Annotated in this window: 10 protein-coding genes and 3 tRNA genes; 7 read left to right on the top strand and 6 right to left on the bottom strand. The window is 35.1% G+C overall.

Annotated features, from left to right (window positions below):
* On the bottom strand, window positions 1-1,372 hold a 1,372-nt coding region (locus Q0L65_RS01870; protein ID WP_296682782.1), incomplete at its 3' end, for an aspartate kinase.
* 657 nt (window positions 1,373-2,029) lie between these two features.
* Here Q0L65_RS01870 and Q0L65_RS01865 point away from each other — a divergent pair.
* Window positions 2,030-2,674: a DUF47 family protein gene (locus tag Q0L65_RS01865; RefSeq protein WP_296682781.1), complete on the top strand. Its 645-nt coding sequence runs from the start codon at window positions 2,030-2,032 to the stop codon at window positions 2,672-2,674.
* Window positions 2,675-2,700: 26 nt separating this feature from the next.
* On the top strand, window positions 2,701-4,029 hold the full coding sequence (locus Q0L65_RS01860; protein ID WP_296682779.1) for an inorganic phosphate transporter: 1,329 nt from the start codon (window positions 2,701-2,703) through the stop codon (window positions 4,027-4,029).
* A 47-nt stretch (window positions 4,030-4,076) separates the two neighbouring features.
* On the opposite strand, the gene Q0L65_RS01855 is transcribed toward Q0L65_RS01860, so the two are convergent.
* Entirely contained in the window at window positions 4,077-4,592 is a 516-nt protein-coding gene (locus tag Q0L65_RS01855) for a YetF domain-containing protein (RefSeq protein ID WP_296682778.1), read from the bottom strand.
* Window positions 4,593-4,701: 109 nt separating this feature from the next.
* On the bottom strand, window positions 4,702-7,248 hold the full coding sequence (locus Q0L65_RS01850; RefSeq protein WP_296682776.1) for an ATP-dependent Clp protease ATP-binding subunit: 2,547 nt from the start codon (window positions 7,246-7,248) through the stop codon (window positions 4,702-4,704).
* A 257-nt stretch (window positions 7,249-7,505) separates the two neighbouring features.
* Between Q0L65_RS01850 and gyrA the strand changes: the two genes are divergently transcribed.
* Complete coding sequence (gene gyrA / locus Q0L65_RS01845) at window positions 7,506-10,127, top strand: DNA gyrase subunit A (protein WP_296682774.1); 2,622 nt, start codon at window positions 7,506-7,508, stop codon at window positions 10,125-10,127.
* A gap of 41 nt (window positions 10,128-10,168) precedes the next feature.
* The gene (locus Q0L65_RS01840) at window positions 10,169-11,443 is read left to right on the top strand and encodes a tetratricopeptide repeat protein (protein WP_296682773.1); all 1,275 of its coding nucleotides are present in this window, start codon (window positions 10,169-10,171) and stop codon (window positions 11,441-11,443) included.
* A gap of 52 nt (window positions 11,444-11,495) precedes the next feature.
* Here Q0L65_RS01840 and Q0L65_RS01835 read toward each other — a convergent pair whose 3' ends face one another.
* Both Q0L65_RS01835 and Q0L65_RS01830 read right to left on the bottom strand, forming a co-directional pair.
* Window positions 11,496-12,257, bottom strand: a complete 762-nt coding sequence (locus tag Q0L65_RS01835; RefSeq protein WP_296682772.1) for a C40 family peptidase — start codon at window positions 12,255-12,257, stop codon at window positions 11,496-11,498.
* A 42-nt stretch (window positions 12,258-12,299) separates the two neighbouring features.
* A complete protein-coding gene (locus Q0L65_RS01830) occupies window positions 12,300-13,478 on the bottom strand; it encodes an acetyl-CoA C-acyltransferase (protein WP_296682770.1) in 1,179 nt (392 codons plus the stop codon).
* A gap of 237 nt (window positions 13,479-13,715) precedes the next feature.
* Here Q0L65_RS01830 and Q0L65_RS01825 point away from each other — a divergent pair.
* The 3 genes from Q0L65_RS01825 (at window position 13,716) to Q0L65_RS01815 (ending at window position 13,980) form a co-directional block, all read left to right on the top strand.
* A tRNA-Ser gene (locus Q0L65_RS01825) sits at window positions 13,716-13,799 on the top strand.
* A gap of 19 nt (window positions 13,800-13,818) precedes the next feature.
* Window positions 13,819-13,893: transfer RNA gene (locus Q0L65_RS01820), tRNA-Pro, on the top strand.
* Between the two features lie 13 nt (window positions 13,894-13,906).
* Window positions 13,907-13,980 (top strand) — tRNA-Arg (locus tag Q0L65_RS01815).
* Window positions 13,981-14,956: 976 nt separating this feature from the next.
* Here Q0L65_RS01815 and Q0L65_RS01810 read toward each other — a convergent pair.
* Window positions 14,957-16,408 (bottom strand): TlpA family protein disulfide reductase, encoded by a 1,452-nt coding sequence (locus Q0L65_RS01810; protein WP_296682768.1) that lies wholly within the window; start codon window positions 16,406-16,408, stop codon window positions 14,957-14,959.
* Between the last annotated feature and the right edge of the window lie 53 nt (window positions 16,409-16,461).

Raw genomic sequence — 16,461 nt, 5'->3', positions numbered from 1 at the left:
AATTTTCGTGTAATGTATTTAATGCTTTTTTGACATCTCTTTCATTGATTACGGCAGAAATATTTCTTTCTGAAGCGCCTTGAGCAATAGCACGAATGTTTACGTTATTCTTACCTAAAGTGCTGAACATTCTACCGCTTAAACCTTGATGATTTTTCATGTTTTCACCTACCAATGCAATGATGCATAAGTTGTTCTCCACAATACAGGTATCAATTTTATTTTGAGCGATTTCAATTTCGAAGGCCTTATTGATGGCTATTTCGGCTATTTCAGCATCTGAATTTAAAATCCCGATACAAATTGAATGTTCCGAAGAAGCTTGAGTAATAAAAATTACATTGATATTTTCTTGCGATAAAACTTCAAATAGTCGTTTCGACGAACCTGAAACGCCTACCATTCCTGGGCCTTCTAATGTCAATAGCGCAATGTTGTCAATGTGACTAATCCCTTTTACAGGATTCGTTTGAGAAATAACATCATTTGAAATATACGTTCCTACCGCTTCTGGTTCAAACGTATTTTTGATTAGAATTGGAATATTCTTTCTCAATACTGGTTGAATGGTTGGCGGGTACAATACTTTGGCACCAAAATGCGACAATTCCATTGCCTCTTGGTACGAAATAGTTGCAATAGGTTGGGCTTGTTTCACAATTTTTGGATTCGCAGTAAACATTCCGTTTACGTCAGTCCAAATTTCTAATTCAGTGGCATTTAAAGCTGCAGCTACTATGGCTGCTGTATAATCAGAACCACCACGTCCTAAAGTTGTTGGTATTTTGTCAGCAGTAGAAGCAATGAAACCAGGAAGTACAACCACTTGATTTTCGTTAGCGGCAAAAAAATCAGCAACTAATTGATTGGTAGCTTCAAAATCAACTGCTGCTTTTCCAAAATTAGCATTGGTTTTGATTAGTTCACGACTATCGGCATACCCACTATTTTTCTCTTTTTGTTTTAGAGCTTCAGCAATAATATAAGAAGATAGTAATTCGCCAAAACCTAAAATAGTATCTTCGGTTCTAGGAGAAAGTTCACCTAAAAGGAAACATCCGTCTAATAATGTTTCAAGATGGTTTACTATTCGTTTTAAATGGCTTAATAAACTACTTTGTTCACTTACAGGAATTAATTCCTTTAGGGTGTCTAAATGTTTTTTTTCAATTTCAGTTACAATTTCTTTATAGCTCTCATCATTTGAAGCTGCTTTTTGCGAAGCTAATTGTAATAGGTCAGTTACTTTACTTAAGGCAGAAACTACGACAATTAATTTTTCGTTTTTTGCTTTTTCTGTAACTATTGTAAGAACGCGTTTTATATTTTCTGCATTGGCTACTGAAGTGCCGCCAAATTTTAATACTTTCATTGTGTGTGTTTTATTTAAAAATGCAACTATTTTCTATACATCCAAGAACTTTCTCCTTTTTTAGGAAAAGTAAAATATAGCAAGATTATATGTAAAATGTATACCCCTAAGGGGTAGTAGTTGTTGTAGCAGTAAATGTAACAGAAAATGCAACTTCAATTGAAGTTGTTATCGAAGATGAATATGTATTTCTGTTGCTTGTCATTTGATTCTTCAAAAGTACATTTTTTTATAAAAAAGAAAACCTAAAATATGCTTTTTACGAATATTTTAAAAATGAGAGGCTAATTTTATCGATATTCGTTATTTTGCAAAATATAGTTTGTTTTTATTGATTGGTTTTGTGTTTTTGTAGTCTATTTTTGATTCAAAGCGTATTGTTTTATTTTTCTTTTTTTTATAAAAATCAAACTATTTCGCGCTGAAATTCACTTTACGATTGCTTGTATTGTGTGAATTTTGTTGTTTTTATAATTTATTCTTCGTTTTTAAATAAGGGCAATAATCACACGAAGACGATAGAAGGTATTAAATTAATTTAACTTTATATAAATGTTATTTTAATGTGTAAATTTGGGTTTAAATCCAATTGTTAACAATAGCTTAACATTAACGTAAAATAATCAACTAATTTTGCAGTTCTAAAATCTAAATAAAATGTCATTAAACAGTATTTTTCAATTTCTAGTACCAAAAGACAAAAAGTTTTTTCCACTTTTTGAAGAAGCTTCGTCAAATTTAGTTCAATTAGCATCTCATTTACATGAAGCAGTTAATTTACCATTGAAAGAAAGAGAAGTTCTTTTTCAAAAAATAGATGAGTTGGAACAAAAAGGCGAAGATATCGCACGTCAAACTAATTTAGAATTGAGTAGAAATTTTATTACTCCATTTGATAGAGAAGACATTCACTCATTAATTACTTCTATTGATAATGTAGCTGGTAATCTTCAAGGAGCGGCGAGTAGAATGCGTTTGTATCATGTTGATAAAATTACAAAGTCAATCCGAAAATTAACAGAGATTAATTTAGAAGCTTGTCAGAATATTGAATCGGCAGTGAAAGAATTAAAAGACTTAAAAAAGGTTAAAAATATAGCTACTGCTTGTTCTAAAATTAATAAGTTAGAAAATAAATCAGATAGTGTATATAACAAAGCAGTTTTTGAAATTTTTGAAAACGAGACAGATGCAATTAATGTAATTAAATACAAAGAAGTATTGTCTGTTTTGGAATCGGCTACTGATAAATGTAAAAGCGTAGCAAGTGTTTTAGAAGCTATTGCAGTAAAACACTCTTAATTAATCAGTTTACTGAACCTGTATTTATGGACTTTACTATACTTTTAATTATCATATTTTTAGCGTTAGTTTTTGATTATATCAATGGCTTTCACGATGCTGCAAACTCTATAGCTACTATTGTAGCTACTAAGGTTTTGACTCCTTTTCAAGCAGTGCTTTGGGCAGCATTTTTCAACTTTTTAGCCTATTGGGTTTTCGGTTTTGGAGTGGCAGATACTGTAGCCAAAACAGCTCACACAAGTAGTATTAACTTAATTGTAATATTATCTGGAGTTATAGCAGCTATTATTTGGAACCTTTTTACTTGGTGGAAAGGAATTCCGTCTTCATCCTCTCATACTTTAATTGGAGGATTTGCAGGGGCTGCAATTGCTCATGGGTTCTCAGGTATTGTTCAAGATCCGGAACATTACGGTTTGAAAATTGTAAGTTGGTTTAAAGCTGCTAAAGAAGGTGAATTATTACCTTCAGGAGTTTTAATTGTCATTATGTTTATAGTTTTCGCACCTTTATTGGGGATGATTATTTCGTATTTTATCTCATTATGGTTAATGTATTCTTCTAAGAAAAACATTTATCCTAAACTACTTACTGTAACATTAATGCTTTTAGTAGTTTGGTTTTTATCTTCGGTATTGATTCCTTATGATAAAATTGAAAAACCGAGATTCGATAGCCCTTTTTGGAGTGTGATTACAGAGCCTCACAATATTAAGTGGTTTTTGGTAGGTGTCATTTTCTTTAGTTTGGCCATATTTAATCTGTTTTTTAGTTCATTTTCTACAGCTAAATCGGAGGCGGTACTTAAAAAAATGCAATTATTATCTTCTGCGGCTTTTAGTTTAGGACATGGTGGTAACGATTCGCAAAAAGTTATGGGTATCATTGCTGCGGCAGTAGCCGTGTACGTTCGAATGAATCCACATGTTGATTTATCTGCGGGATGGTTGGATTTGAATGTTGTTTTGCCTGATGAGGAGAAAGGAATTTCGTCTCATATGCCAGGTTGGATTCCGTTAACTTGTTACACCGTTATTGCTTTAGGAACTTTAAGCGGTGGATGGAAAATTGTAAAAACAATGGGATCTAAAATCACAAAAGTAAATGCATTTGAAGGAGTAGTGGCTGAATCTGCGGGTGCTATAACTTTATTTTTGACAGAACACTTTAAAATACCAGTATCAACAACGCATACTATCACAGGTTCTATTATCGGAGTAGGAGTAACCAAAAGGGTTTCTGCAGTACGTTGGGGAGTGACAGTGAATTTGTTATGGGCTTGGGTTTTAACTATTCCTGTTTCGGCTCTTCTAGCAGCAATTACTTATTATGTTTTAAATTTATTTTTATAACAGATTATTTTAGATAAAAAAAAGGCTGACCAAATGGTCAGCCTTTTTTATCTAATCGTTTTCTTTGATTTTTTCATTCTTTTGTAATGAGTTTGGCGAAGCGTTTCTTTTCCTGATATAGATATAATACTGATGTTACCATCTATTTCAAGCATGGCTAATTTTACGTCTTTATAATATTCCACTCCATGTTCCCTCATTGCTTCTTTTAATTCTTCAGAAGTAATGTTTAATTTACTTAGTTTTTTAAAGTCTAAATTACCATCATGAATTAATATTTGCGGTTTTTCTAACATGAAATCGCTAAAGGGTTTGTAAGTGTATATCAATTTTTTTAAGATGAAATTGAAGGCAAACAGGACTGCAGCGGCAGTGAGTCCGCCCCATAAACTGGTATCGTTACCGACCATTGCGTTTTGAACTGAATTACTTATCAATAATATTAAAATAATATCAGCGGTATTTAACTGAGATAATTCTTTCTTGCCAAAAATTCGCAAGGCAATAATCATGAAAAAATAAACAGAAATACTTCGTAATACTATATCTAAATAGGGGTTCATACCAAATTGATTTAAAAATGAAAAACAGAATTATTGTCAAATGTAAACAATAAACCCGTTAAGTAAAATACATAACGGGTTAGTCAATTTTATATAAAAAAAATTGTTTTTATTGATTTGTTGGCTCTCCGGCTTTGTGAACCTGTACAGTCAACTCTTGAGCTCCTTCTTCAATGTCCATAAAAATTTCGTCTCCAGATCCAATTTTAGAAGTGATAATCTCTTCGGCTAATGAATCTTCTACATACTTTTGAATCGCTCTTTTTAAAGGTCTGGCTCCAAATTGTTTGTCAAATCCTTTTTCAGCTATAAAAGCTTTTGCTTTGTCAGATAAACTTAACTTGTAACCTAAGTCAGCGATACGAGCGTATAATTTTTTCAACTCGATTTCGATAATCAAATCAATATCGTGTTTCTCTAAAGCATTGAAAACGATAACATCATCAATACGATTCAAGAATTCAGGAGCGAATGTTTTTTTCAACGCATTTTCGATAATACTTTTTGAATTATCATCTACTTGTGCTGTTCTTGCTGCTGTACCAAAACCGACACCTTGTCCGAAATCTTTTAATTGTCTAGCGCCAACATTAGATGTCATAATAATGATGGTGTTTTTAAAGTCAATTTTACGACCTAAACTATCCGTTAAGAATCCGTCATCCAACACTTGAAGTAACATATTGAATACATCAGGGTGTGCTTTTTCGATTTCGTCTAATAGCACAACACAATAGGGTTTTCTACGCACTTTTTCGGTTAATTGTCCGCCTTCTTCGTAGCCTACGTATCCTGGGGGCGCTCCAACTAATCTTGAAATTGCAAATTTTTCCATGTATTCACTCATATCGATACGAACTAAAGCATCTTCCGAATCGAACAATTCTTTTGCAATTACTTTGGCTAATTGGGTTTTACCCACACCTGTTTGTCCTAAGAAAATAAAAGAACCAATAGGTCGGTTAGGATCTTTTAATCCAGCACGGTTTCTTTGAATAGAACGTGCAATTTTTAGAACGGCTTCTTTTTGCCCAATTACCTTTCCTTCAATAAGTTCAGGTAGTTTAGCTAATTTATTACTTTCAGTTTGCGCAATTCGATTAACAGGAATTCCTGTCATCATGGAAACTACATCGGCTACATTATCTTCGGTTACTTCAATACGATTGTTTTTAGCCTCTTCTTCCCATTGTTCTTGGGCTATAGCCAAATCTTTTTCGATACGTTTTTCGTCATCACGAAGTTTAGCTGCCTCTTCGTATTTTTGTTTCTTAACGACTTCATTTTTCAAAACACGAACATCTTCTAATTGGCGTTCTAAATCCAAAATTTGTTTTGGAACTTCAATATTAGTAATGTGAACTCTTGATCCTGCTTCGTCCAAAGCATCAATCGCTTTGTCTGGTAAAAAGCGTTCCGACATATAACGGTCGGTTAATTTTACACAAGCCTCAATTGCTTCGGGAGTATAAGTTACATTGTGATGATCTTCATATTTGTTTTTGATATTATTCAAAATGGTAATTGTTTCTGGAACCGAAGTAGGTTCCACAATTATTTTTTGAAAACGTCTTTCTAGCGCCCCGTCTTTTTCAATATATTGGCGGTATTCGTCTAAAGTAGTAGCTCCAATACATTGTATTTCACCACGTGCCAAAGCCGGTTTGAACATATTGGAAGCGTCTAAAGAACCCGTTGCTCCTCCAGCTCCTACAATAGTGTGAATTTCGTCAATAAAAAGAATGATGTCGTCATTTTTTTCTAGTTCATTCATTACCGCTTTCATGCGTTCTTCAAACTGACCTCGGTATTTAGTTCCGGCAACTAAACTGGCTAAATCTAAGGTTACCACACGTTTGTTGAATAAAATACGAGACACCTTTTTTTGGATAATTCGCAAAGCTAAACCTTCGGCAATGGCTGATTTACCCACACCAGGTTCTCCAATCAATAACGGATTGTTCTTTTTTCTACGGCTTAGAATTTGGGAAACACGTTCAATTTCTTTTTCGCGTCCCACTACAGGGTCTAATTTACCTTCTTCGGCCATTTCTGTTAAATCCCTTCCGAAGTTATCTAAAACAGGAGTTTTCGACTTCTTATTGGATTTATTGGTTGGATTATTAAAATTCCCTTCTTTAAGGCTGTCATCTTGTCCTGAATCGTCATTATACGACTCGTTTTTTGGCAAGTTTTCCATGAAATCATCTTCTACTGGAGTCATATTTACATATTGTTCTTTAACTACGTCATAATCGATTTTCATCTTATTGAGTAGTTTGGTTGTTGGATCGTTTTCATTTCGCAAAATGCATAAAAGCAAATGTGCTGTACTAATTGAAGGACTTTGGAATACTTTTGCTTCTAGAAAAGTAGTCTTTAAAGCTCTTTCTGCTTGACGTGTAAGATGCAGGTTTTTCTTTTCTACACTCACGTCAATACTTGGATTGGCGGGGCTTAAAATTTCTACCTTTCGGCGTAAATGATCTAAATCTACAGATAAATTATTCAAAATTTGAATCGCTTTTCCGTTTCCATCTCTAAGAATACCTAGCATTAGATGTTCAGTCCCAATGAAGTCATGACCTAATCGCAAAGCTTCTTCCTTGCTATAAGTGATAACATCTTTTACTCTTGGTGAAAAATTATCATCCATAAATTTATTTTTGATAGTGTAAATTTAGTTAATTGAGGATTGAAAAACAAATATCATACCCATAACAACTGCTGTCAGCTAATTGACAAAAAAAATAATAAAACGAAAGAAAAAATCTGCTTATTTTATTAACTAAAACACATTGAAAAGTTGTTAATAAATCATTGAAATAAGTAGCTAAAAATGCCTTTAAAAATTTCAAATATCCGTATATTGGCACGTTTTGAAACTAATATAATTTTTTAATATAATAACTTATGTCTGAAGGAGAAAAGTTAATTCCTATTAACATAGAAGATGAAATGAAATCAGCTTACATCGATTATTCGATGTCGGTAATTGTATCAAGAGCGCTTCCAGATGTTAGAGATGGTTTGAAACCAGTGCATCGAAGAGTACTTTATGGAATGTATGATTTAGGAGTTTTTTCAAATAAAGCCCACAAGAAATCCGCTAGAATTGTAGGGGAGGTTTTAGGTAAGTACCACCCGCACGGTGATACTTCTGTTTATGATGCAATGGTGCGTATGGCTCAAGAATGGAGTATGCGTTATTTGTTAGTAGATGGACAAGGTAACTTTGGTTCTGTCGATGGAGATAGTCCTGCAGCGATGCGTTATACAGAGGCTAGAATGCGTAAGATTTCGGAAGAAATTATGGCAGATATCGAAAAAGAAACAGTTGATTTTCAATTGAACTTTGACGATACGTTGTATGAGCCTAAAGTAATGCCAACACGTGTGCCTACCTTATTAATTAATGGAGCTACAGGTATTGCAGTAGGTATGGCAACCAATATGCCGCCTCACAACTTAACAGAAGTTATTAATGGAACAATCGCTTACATTGATAATAACGATATTGAAATTGACGAGTTAATTACACATGTTAAAGCGCCTGATTTTCCAACAGGAGGAATTATTTACGGATACGAAGGTGTTCGTGAGGCTTTCAAAACAGGTCGTGGTAGAGTGGTTATTCGTGCTAAAGTAGGATTTGAAGAAGTAGATGGTAGAGAATCTATCATTGTGACTGAAATTCCGTACCAAGTGAACAAAGCAGATATGATCAAACGTACTGCTGACTTGGTCAACGAAAAGAAAATCGAAGGTATTGCCAATATTCGTGATGAGTCGGATAGAAACGGTATGCGTATCGTTTACATCTTGAAACGTGATGCTACGCCTAATGTAGTTTTGAATACCTTATATAAGTATACACAATTACAATCTTCATTCAGTGTGAATAATATTGCCTTAGTGAATGGTCGTCCAGAGACGTTGAATCTAAAAGATATGATTCATCATTTCGTAGAACACCGTCACGATGTAGTGATTCGTAGAACACAATTTGAATTACGAAAAGCAGAGGAAAGAGCGCACATTTTAGAAGGATTAATTATTGCTTCTGATAATATTGACGAAGTAATCGCTTTAATCAAAGCCTCTAAAAATACGGATGAAGCCAAAGAAAAATTAATCGAAAGATTCAAATTATCAGACATTCAAGCTCGTGCTATTGTTGAAATGCGTTTACGTCAATTAACAGGATTAGAGCAAGATAAATTACGTGCTGAGTACGAAGAAATCATGAAGTTAATTGAGCATTTAAGAGCTTTATTAGCAGATGTGAATTTAAGAATCGCATTAATTAAAGAAGAATTAACTGAAATCAGAGACAAATACGGTGATGAGCGTCGTTCTCAAATCGAATATTCTGGTGGAGATGTAAGTATTGAAGATTTGATTGCCGATGAAAATGTAGTTATTACAATTTCGCATGCAGGTTATATCAAACGTACGAACTTGTCTGAGTACAAAACTCAAAATAGAGGTGGAGTAGGACAAAAAAGTGCTGGAACACGTGATCAAGATTTCTTAGAGCACATGTTTGTAGCTACGAATCACCAGTACATGATGTTCTTTACGCAAAAAGGAAAATGTTTCTGGATGCGTGTGTACGAAATTCCAGAAGGAAGTAAAACGGCTAAAGGAAGAGCATTGCAAAACTTAATCAACATTGAGTCTGACGATAAAGTGAAAGCATTCATTTGCACGCAAGACTTGAAAGATAAGGAGTATGTAAGTAGCCATAATTTAGTAATGGTAACGAAACAAGGACAGGTGAAGAAAACTTCTTTAGAGAAATATTCTAAACCGCGTGTGAATGGGGTTGCTGCAATTACTATTAAAGAAGGCGACGAATTATTGGCAGCTCAATTAACCAATGGTGAAAGTCAAATTATTTTGGCTGTAAAATCAGGTAAATTAGTTCGTTTTGAAGAAACTAAAACCCGTCCAATGGGAAGAACAGCTTCAGGAGTTCGTGGAATTACTTTGAAAGACGATAAAGACGAAGTAATCGGAATGGTAACAGTAAACGATATGAGCAGCGAAATTTTAGTTGTTGCTGAAAATGGTTACGGTAAACGTTCTAGCTTAGACGAGTACAGAATCACGAATCGTGGTGGAAAAGGAGTGAAAACATTGAACATTACTGAAAAAACAGGTCAATTGATCTCTATTAATGCAGTGACTGACAATGACGACTTGATGATTATCAACAAATCAGGATTGACTATCAGAATGGCAGTGGAAGATCTTCGTGTCATGGGACGTGCTACTCAAGGCGTTAAATTAATCAACATTAAAGGTAATGACTCTATTGCTGCGGTAACCAAAGTGATGAAAGACGATCCTGCTGAAGTAGAATTAGACGAAGACGGTAATCCAATTGAAGTCGAAGCTATTGAAAGAGTGAAACCAGTTCTAGAAGTGCTAGAAGATGATGGTGCTACTGACGATGAGGACGAGGAAGAAGATGAAATCGAAGACGAAGAAGATGTTGATGATGCTGACGAAGACGATTCAGACGAATAATTAAAACCAATACATTAAATAAAAATAAAATTTAGAATACTATGAAAAGTAAATATGTACTACTTGCATCAGCATTATTGCTATCAGTTGCCACTTTTGCTCAAAAAGACCAAATCAAAGCGGCTGAGAAAGCCTTAAAAGCAGGTAATGCTCAAGAAGCAATTACTATTTTACAAGGAGCGGAGGCTGCTTCTGCAACTGCGCCAGATGCTGAAAAAGCACAATTCTGTTTTGTAAAAGGAAATGCACATTTGGCTTTAGCCAATAAAAATGAAGATACCGATAAAAATCTTTCGGCTGCAGCCAAAGCATACCAAGATTTATTAGCTATTGAAAAAGCTTCAGGAAAAGCAAAATATTCAGCTCAAGCAAGTACTTCAATTATTGATATTAAATACAAACTAATCAATAGTGCAATTGCAGATTCAAAAGCTGAAAAGCATGCTACTGGAGCAAAAAAATTATACGATGCGTATTTGTTAGACAAAAAAGACACGATCAATTTGTACTATGCAGCATCTACTTATGTAAATGCTAAAGAGTATGAAACAGCATATAATGCGTATGATGAGTTGAAAAAATTAAATTATTCTGGGAAAGGGACTAATTTCTATGCAGTAAACAAAATCAATGGTGAAGAGCAATTTTTCTCTACGGCCAAAGAAAGAGACCAAATGGTGAAATTAGGAACTCACGAAAAGCCAAGAACCGAAGAAATTCCTTCTAAAAGAGGTGAGATTTACAAAAACATGGCTTTGATTTTAGTTCAAAATGGTAAAGTTGCTGAAGCTAAAAAAGCAGTTGCTGAAGCAAGAGCGGCTAACCCTGGTGATAAATCGTTGATTCTTACAGAGGCTAATTTGTATTTGGATACTAAAGATTACGAAACGTACAAAAAATTAATCACTGAAGTATTGGCACAAAGTCCAAACGATGCTGATTTGGTTTTTAACTTAGGTGTAATCAGTTATAATGCTAAAAATTTAGCGGAAGCTGAGAAGTATTACAAAAGAGCTATCGAAATCAAACCAGATTACGTAAATGCGTATTTGAACTTGGCGATCTTAAAATTGGATGCCGATAAAAAATTATTTGAAGAAATTCAAAAATTAGGAAATTCAGAAAAAGACAACAAACGTTACGAAGTACTTAAAAAACAAAGAGAGGCAGTGTTTACATCTGCTTTGCCTTACTTGGAAAAAGCGTCTGAATTAGACGGTACTAACGAGGAAGTAAAAGGAACTTTGTTAAGCGTGTACAGAGCTTTAGAAATGACTGAAAAAGCAAAAGCGTTAAAAGCTAAAATGAAAAAATAATTTCATTTTATCAGAAATAAAAAAGCCGAATTGAAAAATTCGGCTTTTTTATTTATATGACTTTTTTGATGACTCTTAATTTGTGAGTATGTTTTTGAGTTTCGGGGTTAAAAATCCCCAAGTGATCCAGACGATCGATACGTACTTTTCCGCTAGCGTGAATGATGTAATTGTTTTCCATAATGATGCCTACGTGAATAATGTTACCTTCTTCGTTGTCAAAAAAAGCTAAATCTCCAGGTTCGCTTTCTTCAATAAAACTCAATGCCTCTCCTTGCGTGGCTTGTTGCGAAGCATCTCTAAATAAGTGGTAGCCGTTCAATTTGTACACCATTTGAGTAAACCCAGAACAGTCAATTCCAAAAGGCGTTTTTCCTCCCCATAAATAGGGCGCGTTTAAATACATAAAAGCGGTATTGATCAATTTACTTTTGTCTTGTATTCCACTTGTTTTACTACCTTCAAATTCAAAATGAGCCGAATTGATGTCGCTGTGATTTAAAAAAGAAAGGGACGCTCCTAAAGGAATGGGAAGCAAGGTATTATTGGGTGCCGAAATGTAATCAATCAAATCAGCATTCAATACAATCGGTTCTTTTGAAAGAGTATTGTAAGCCGCTTCAGTAATAATTTGAAATTGTTTTGAGTCTACCCAACCTTCATAATCGTCATAGTGTAGTCGGATTCGGCGCCATTGCTTTAACTCTTCTAACACTTCGAAATGTTCGCCAAATAAGACTTGAGAAACAATTTCGCTTCTGTCGCTAGGCTCCAATCGAAGTGGGATAATGGCTAGGTTACAAATTCCAAACATCTAAGACTTTTTATAGTTATGATTGTAAATCAAGGGAATGATTTAGGCTCGTTCAATTAGTATTGCAGAAGCTCCACCGCCACCATTACAGATAGCTGCTGCTCCAATTTTTCCGTTATTTTGTTCTAAAACATTCAATAAGGTAACAATGATTCTAGCTCCTGAACAGCCTAGCGGATGTCCTAGCGCCACAGCACCACCATTGACGTTGATTTTATTGAGGTCAATATTTAATATTTTGGCATTCGCCAAACCTACTACAGAGAATGCTTCGTTAAACTCAAAATAGTCTACGTCTTCAATAGTTAGATTCGCTTTTTTCAAGGCTTTCGGAAGTGCTAACGCCGGACTAGTGGTAAACCATTTTGGTTCTTGAGCAGCATCGGCATACGAAAGGATATAAGCCAAAGGTTGTAAACCCAATGCGAGTGCTTTTTCTTCGCTCATAATTACCAAAGCAGCAGCTCCATCGTTAATGGTAGAAGCATTGGCGGCAGTTACCGTTCCTTCTTTGGTAAAAGCCGGATTTAAGCCACTAATTCTGTCTAGCTTTACATTGGTGTACTCTTCGTCTTTTGAAACGATTACAGGTTCTCCTTTTCGTTGAGGCACTGCAACCGGAACAATTTCGTTGTCAAATTTTCCTGTTTCCCAAGCTTTGGCACTTCGCTCATACGATTGAATAGCAAACTGGTCTTGTTCTTCTCTAGAGATTTTATATTCGTTGGCGCAAAGGTCGGCGCTAACACCCATAGCGGTATTGTCATACGCATCGGTAAGTCCGTCTTTCTGCATTCCGTCTTGTAGGGTAGTTGGGCCAAATTTAGTCCCAGCTCTAAGGTGGGTGTAATGTGGAATCAAACTCATGTTTTCCATTCCGCCTGCCACCACAATTTCGGCATCGCCAGATTGAATGGCTTGAGCGGCAAACATCACTGATTTCATTCCAGAAGCACATACTTTATTTACGGTTGTACAAGCTACAGAATTGGGTAACCCTGCAAAAAGAGCTGCTTGTCGTGCAGGGGCTTGGCCTACGCCGGCTTGTACCACATTGCCCATGAACACTTCGTCAACTAGAGTAGGGTCGAGATTGATTTTTTCTAGTGCGCCTTTAATAGCAACGGCTCCTAATTGTGGGGCAGGAGTAGTAGATAATCCTCCCATAAAACTTCCAATAGGAGTTCGGGCAGCGGCAACAATAACGACTCTTTTGTTCATAGCACTTCTAATTAGTTGATGTAGCAAATTTAATCTTTTTTATGCAAATTCAAATTTTGATTTCAGTATTCTGTTTTGGGAATTATTTATGGGATTTTATTTGTGGCTACTCCCTTGATAGTGAACAGATTTAACTGAAATCTGAAAATAAAAGTAAAAAAAGCCATAAAATAGTTGTGATTAATACAATGAAGTGCTACATTTGCCACCGCAAAATAGGACACGTTCTTTGAGCTTGGAGAGGTGCCAGAGTGGTAATGGAGCAGATTGCTAATCTGTCGACGAGCAATCGTCGCCAGGGTTCGAGTCCCTGTCTCTCCGCTTTTTAATTTTGCTTTTTCGGGGTGTAGCGTAGCCCGGTTATCGCGCCTGCTTTGGGAGCAGGAGGCCGCAGGTTCGAATCCTGCCACCCCGACATAACAATTATTGGTCGCATAGCTCAGCTGGATAGAGCACCTGCCTTCTAAGCAGGCGGTCGAAGGTTCGAATCCTTCTGCGATCACATCACAAACCCACTGGAAACAGTGGGTTTTTTTGTTTGAATTTTTTTGAAAGTTTTTTTACTATATTTGATTAAGCTCAAAGTCAGGAGACTTTGTGCAGCGTGGATTTGTTTGCCACAGCTGTGCTACCGTCTACGGTAGGCACGGATTGTAAATCCGCGCCATCGGGTTTGTAAATCCGCGCCATCGGAGACTTTGAGCAGCGGTTTTTTTTGTGGGTATCAATTAGAAAGAATTTTCAGTATATTTGTTTAGTAATGTCAATCAACTGGATTGATTTGTTTATTTACATGGCACGAGCAAGATGCTCGCGCCAGCAGGGGCAATCAACATTAGTATACCAATCCCTTTCGTTAAATAATAAAAATGAATAATGATGATTATAAAAGTTCTTTATACTGTATTTGTTTTATTACTAAATTATTTAATCTACAAAAAAATAGATGGAGGAAAAATTAGTAAAAATTATTTAATCTTATTAGTGATATATGGTGTTATTATAATTGGCCTGAATTATATGCTTAATTCACTATCTAATAAATTAATAATATTCTTATTGTTTTTTTCTCTTTCAATAATTGTCTTGAATTTTTTTAAATCATTTATTAATGTTTATCAAAAAAGTAATTTGTTAGACAATGAAAAGGTTGAAAAAGTAAAATTCATTATGCTTAATGTAATGATGCCTATAATGATAACAGTTTATCAGATTCTTATAATATGGGTTGACAAATTATTTGATAAAATGATGGTCGTGTATCAAAGTTAGTGATGACACAAATTTCACAATTTAACATATTGATAATCAATATTTAAATTAATTTATTTCAAACAAGGGGAGACTATATGTCTCTCTTTTTTTTTGAGTACTGAAAAATATACGGGTATTCTAGCCCCGATAGAAGCAAGCTACCGTGTAGCGCGGATAGCGGGACAGCACTGGTTGAGAAGATGCGATGGGTGCTACTAATACAATTAATTCTTCTTCTCTAATTGCTCTATAATTTTAGTATAATTTTCAGCTCCTACTTTTTTAGCAATGATTTTCTTGTCTTGGTCTAAAAGATAGATAACCGGAGTTTGTCTCACGTTGTAGAGGGTTTGAAAATCGACATCTTCCTTGGTGTAATTGCCCGTAACCACAGGAGCAGGGTATACATTTGTCCAATCGGATAGTTTTTCTTTATCAATAAACTCTTTCCATTTTACCATCTCATAGTTGTTGTTGTTTACCGCAAAAACGACTACACCTTTTTGTTTCCATTCCTTTTCGTATAACTCATGCATTTTTGGAATTTCGGTGGCGCAATGCCCGCAAGTAGGGTCCCAAAAAGCAATTATGGTGTATTTAGCTTTGATGTCATACAAGTCAATTCGTTTTTGGTCTTGGGTCAACATGAATAAATTTCGCCCTTTGTCGCCCACTAAATTGTCTTTGATACTCGATACTTTGAACTTAAAGAATTCTTTTTGTTTGAGCTGCAGCCAAGCATATTCTTTGTTTTTGAAATAGGTATTGTAAATATTGATAAATACGCGGTCCATCCCCATGATTTTAGGCTCGGAATACAAATCGACAAAATGCAAGCTGAGGTATTTGAACACGTCTCCGCTAGGCAGGTCGGTTTGATTCAAAATCTGGACTATTTCAGAGGTAACCGCTTCGGGAGTTACAGGAACAAAAGAGTTGAAATAGGTAGCGATGCGGTTCTCTAAAAACGGATTGCGCAACAAACGATTGTCTTTAAAATCAATTCCGTCAAAAAAGTGTTTTTTCAAATAGGCAATCGAATCGGTTTTGGTAGCTAATTTTTCTTCGGCAGGTTTGTTCAAGAAATTATCGATAGGTTGGCTCATTCGGAACAATAATGCCAACGTATTGCTAGGATTCGACTGGATGTAATTGTTTTTATAGGTATTGATTTCGCTTTGAATTTTCTTTAAATCTTTAATAACTAAAGCACTGTCTTGTTTGGTCTTTTTATCGGCTAAAGTTTTTTCTAAGGCTTTGATTCCTTCCATTTTGGTTTTGAAAAAGGAATTGAAGTTGTTGAAATCTTGGTTTAAAACCGAATTGCTTATCGCCAAAGTTTTTTCCGTTGGATTGGTTACTTGGATATTGAATTTTTGGTTGGCATCCATCAAGAATTCCAATTCTATTTTCTTGTCGGGAGTCACCAACATATAGATTCCCTCAACGTATTTTTGGTCTTTTTTGAAGACCAACTTTCCGTCATTAGTTCCTTTTACGGAGTCCAAAAGAGTTTGGTACTTCCCATAGTGACTAGCTAGATAAAACATTTTGTTTTTGTATTCCGATGATTGAAATTCAATTTGGCTAGCAGGAATGTTTTTTTTGGCTTGAGCCAATACCGAAAAAGTAGTGATGAAAATAAAGAAGGTACAAACTATAGATTGGGTTTTCATAAAAGTATAATTTTAGTCAAAAATATGATTTTCTATTGGGTTACCATGTAACG

This window comes from Flavobacterium sp., from assembly GCF_024642105.1.
GTDB lineage: Bacteria > Bacteroidota > Bacteroidia > Flavobacteriales > Flavobacteriaceae > Flavobacterium.
This window is presented reverse-complemented; position numbering and strand designations above follow the sequence as displayed.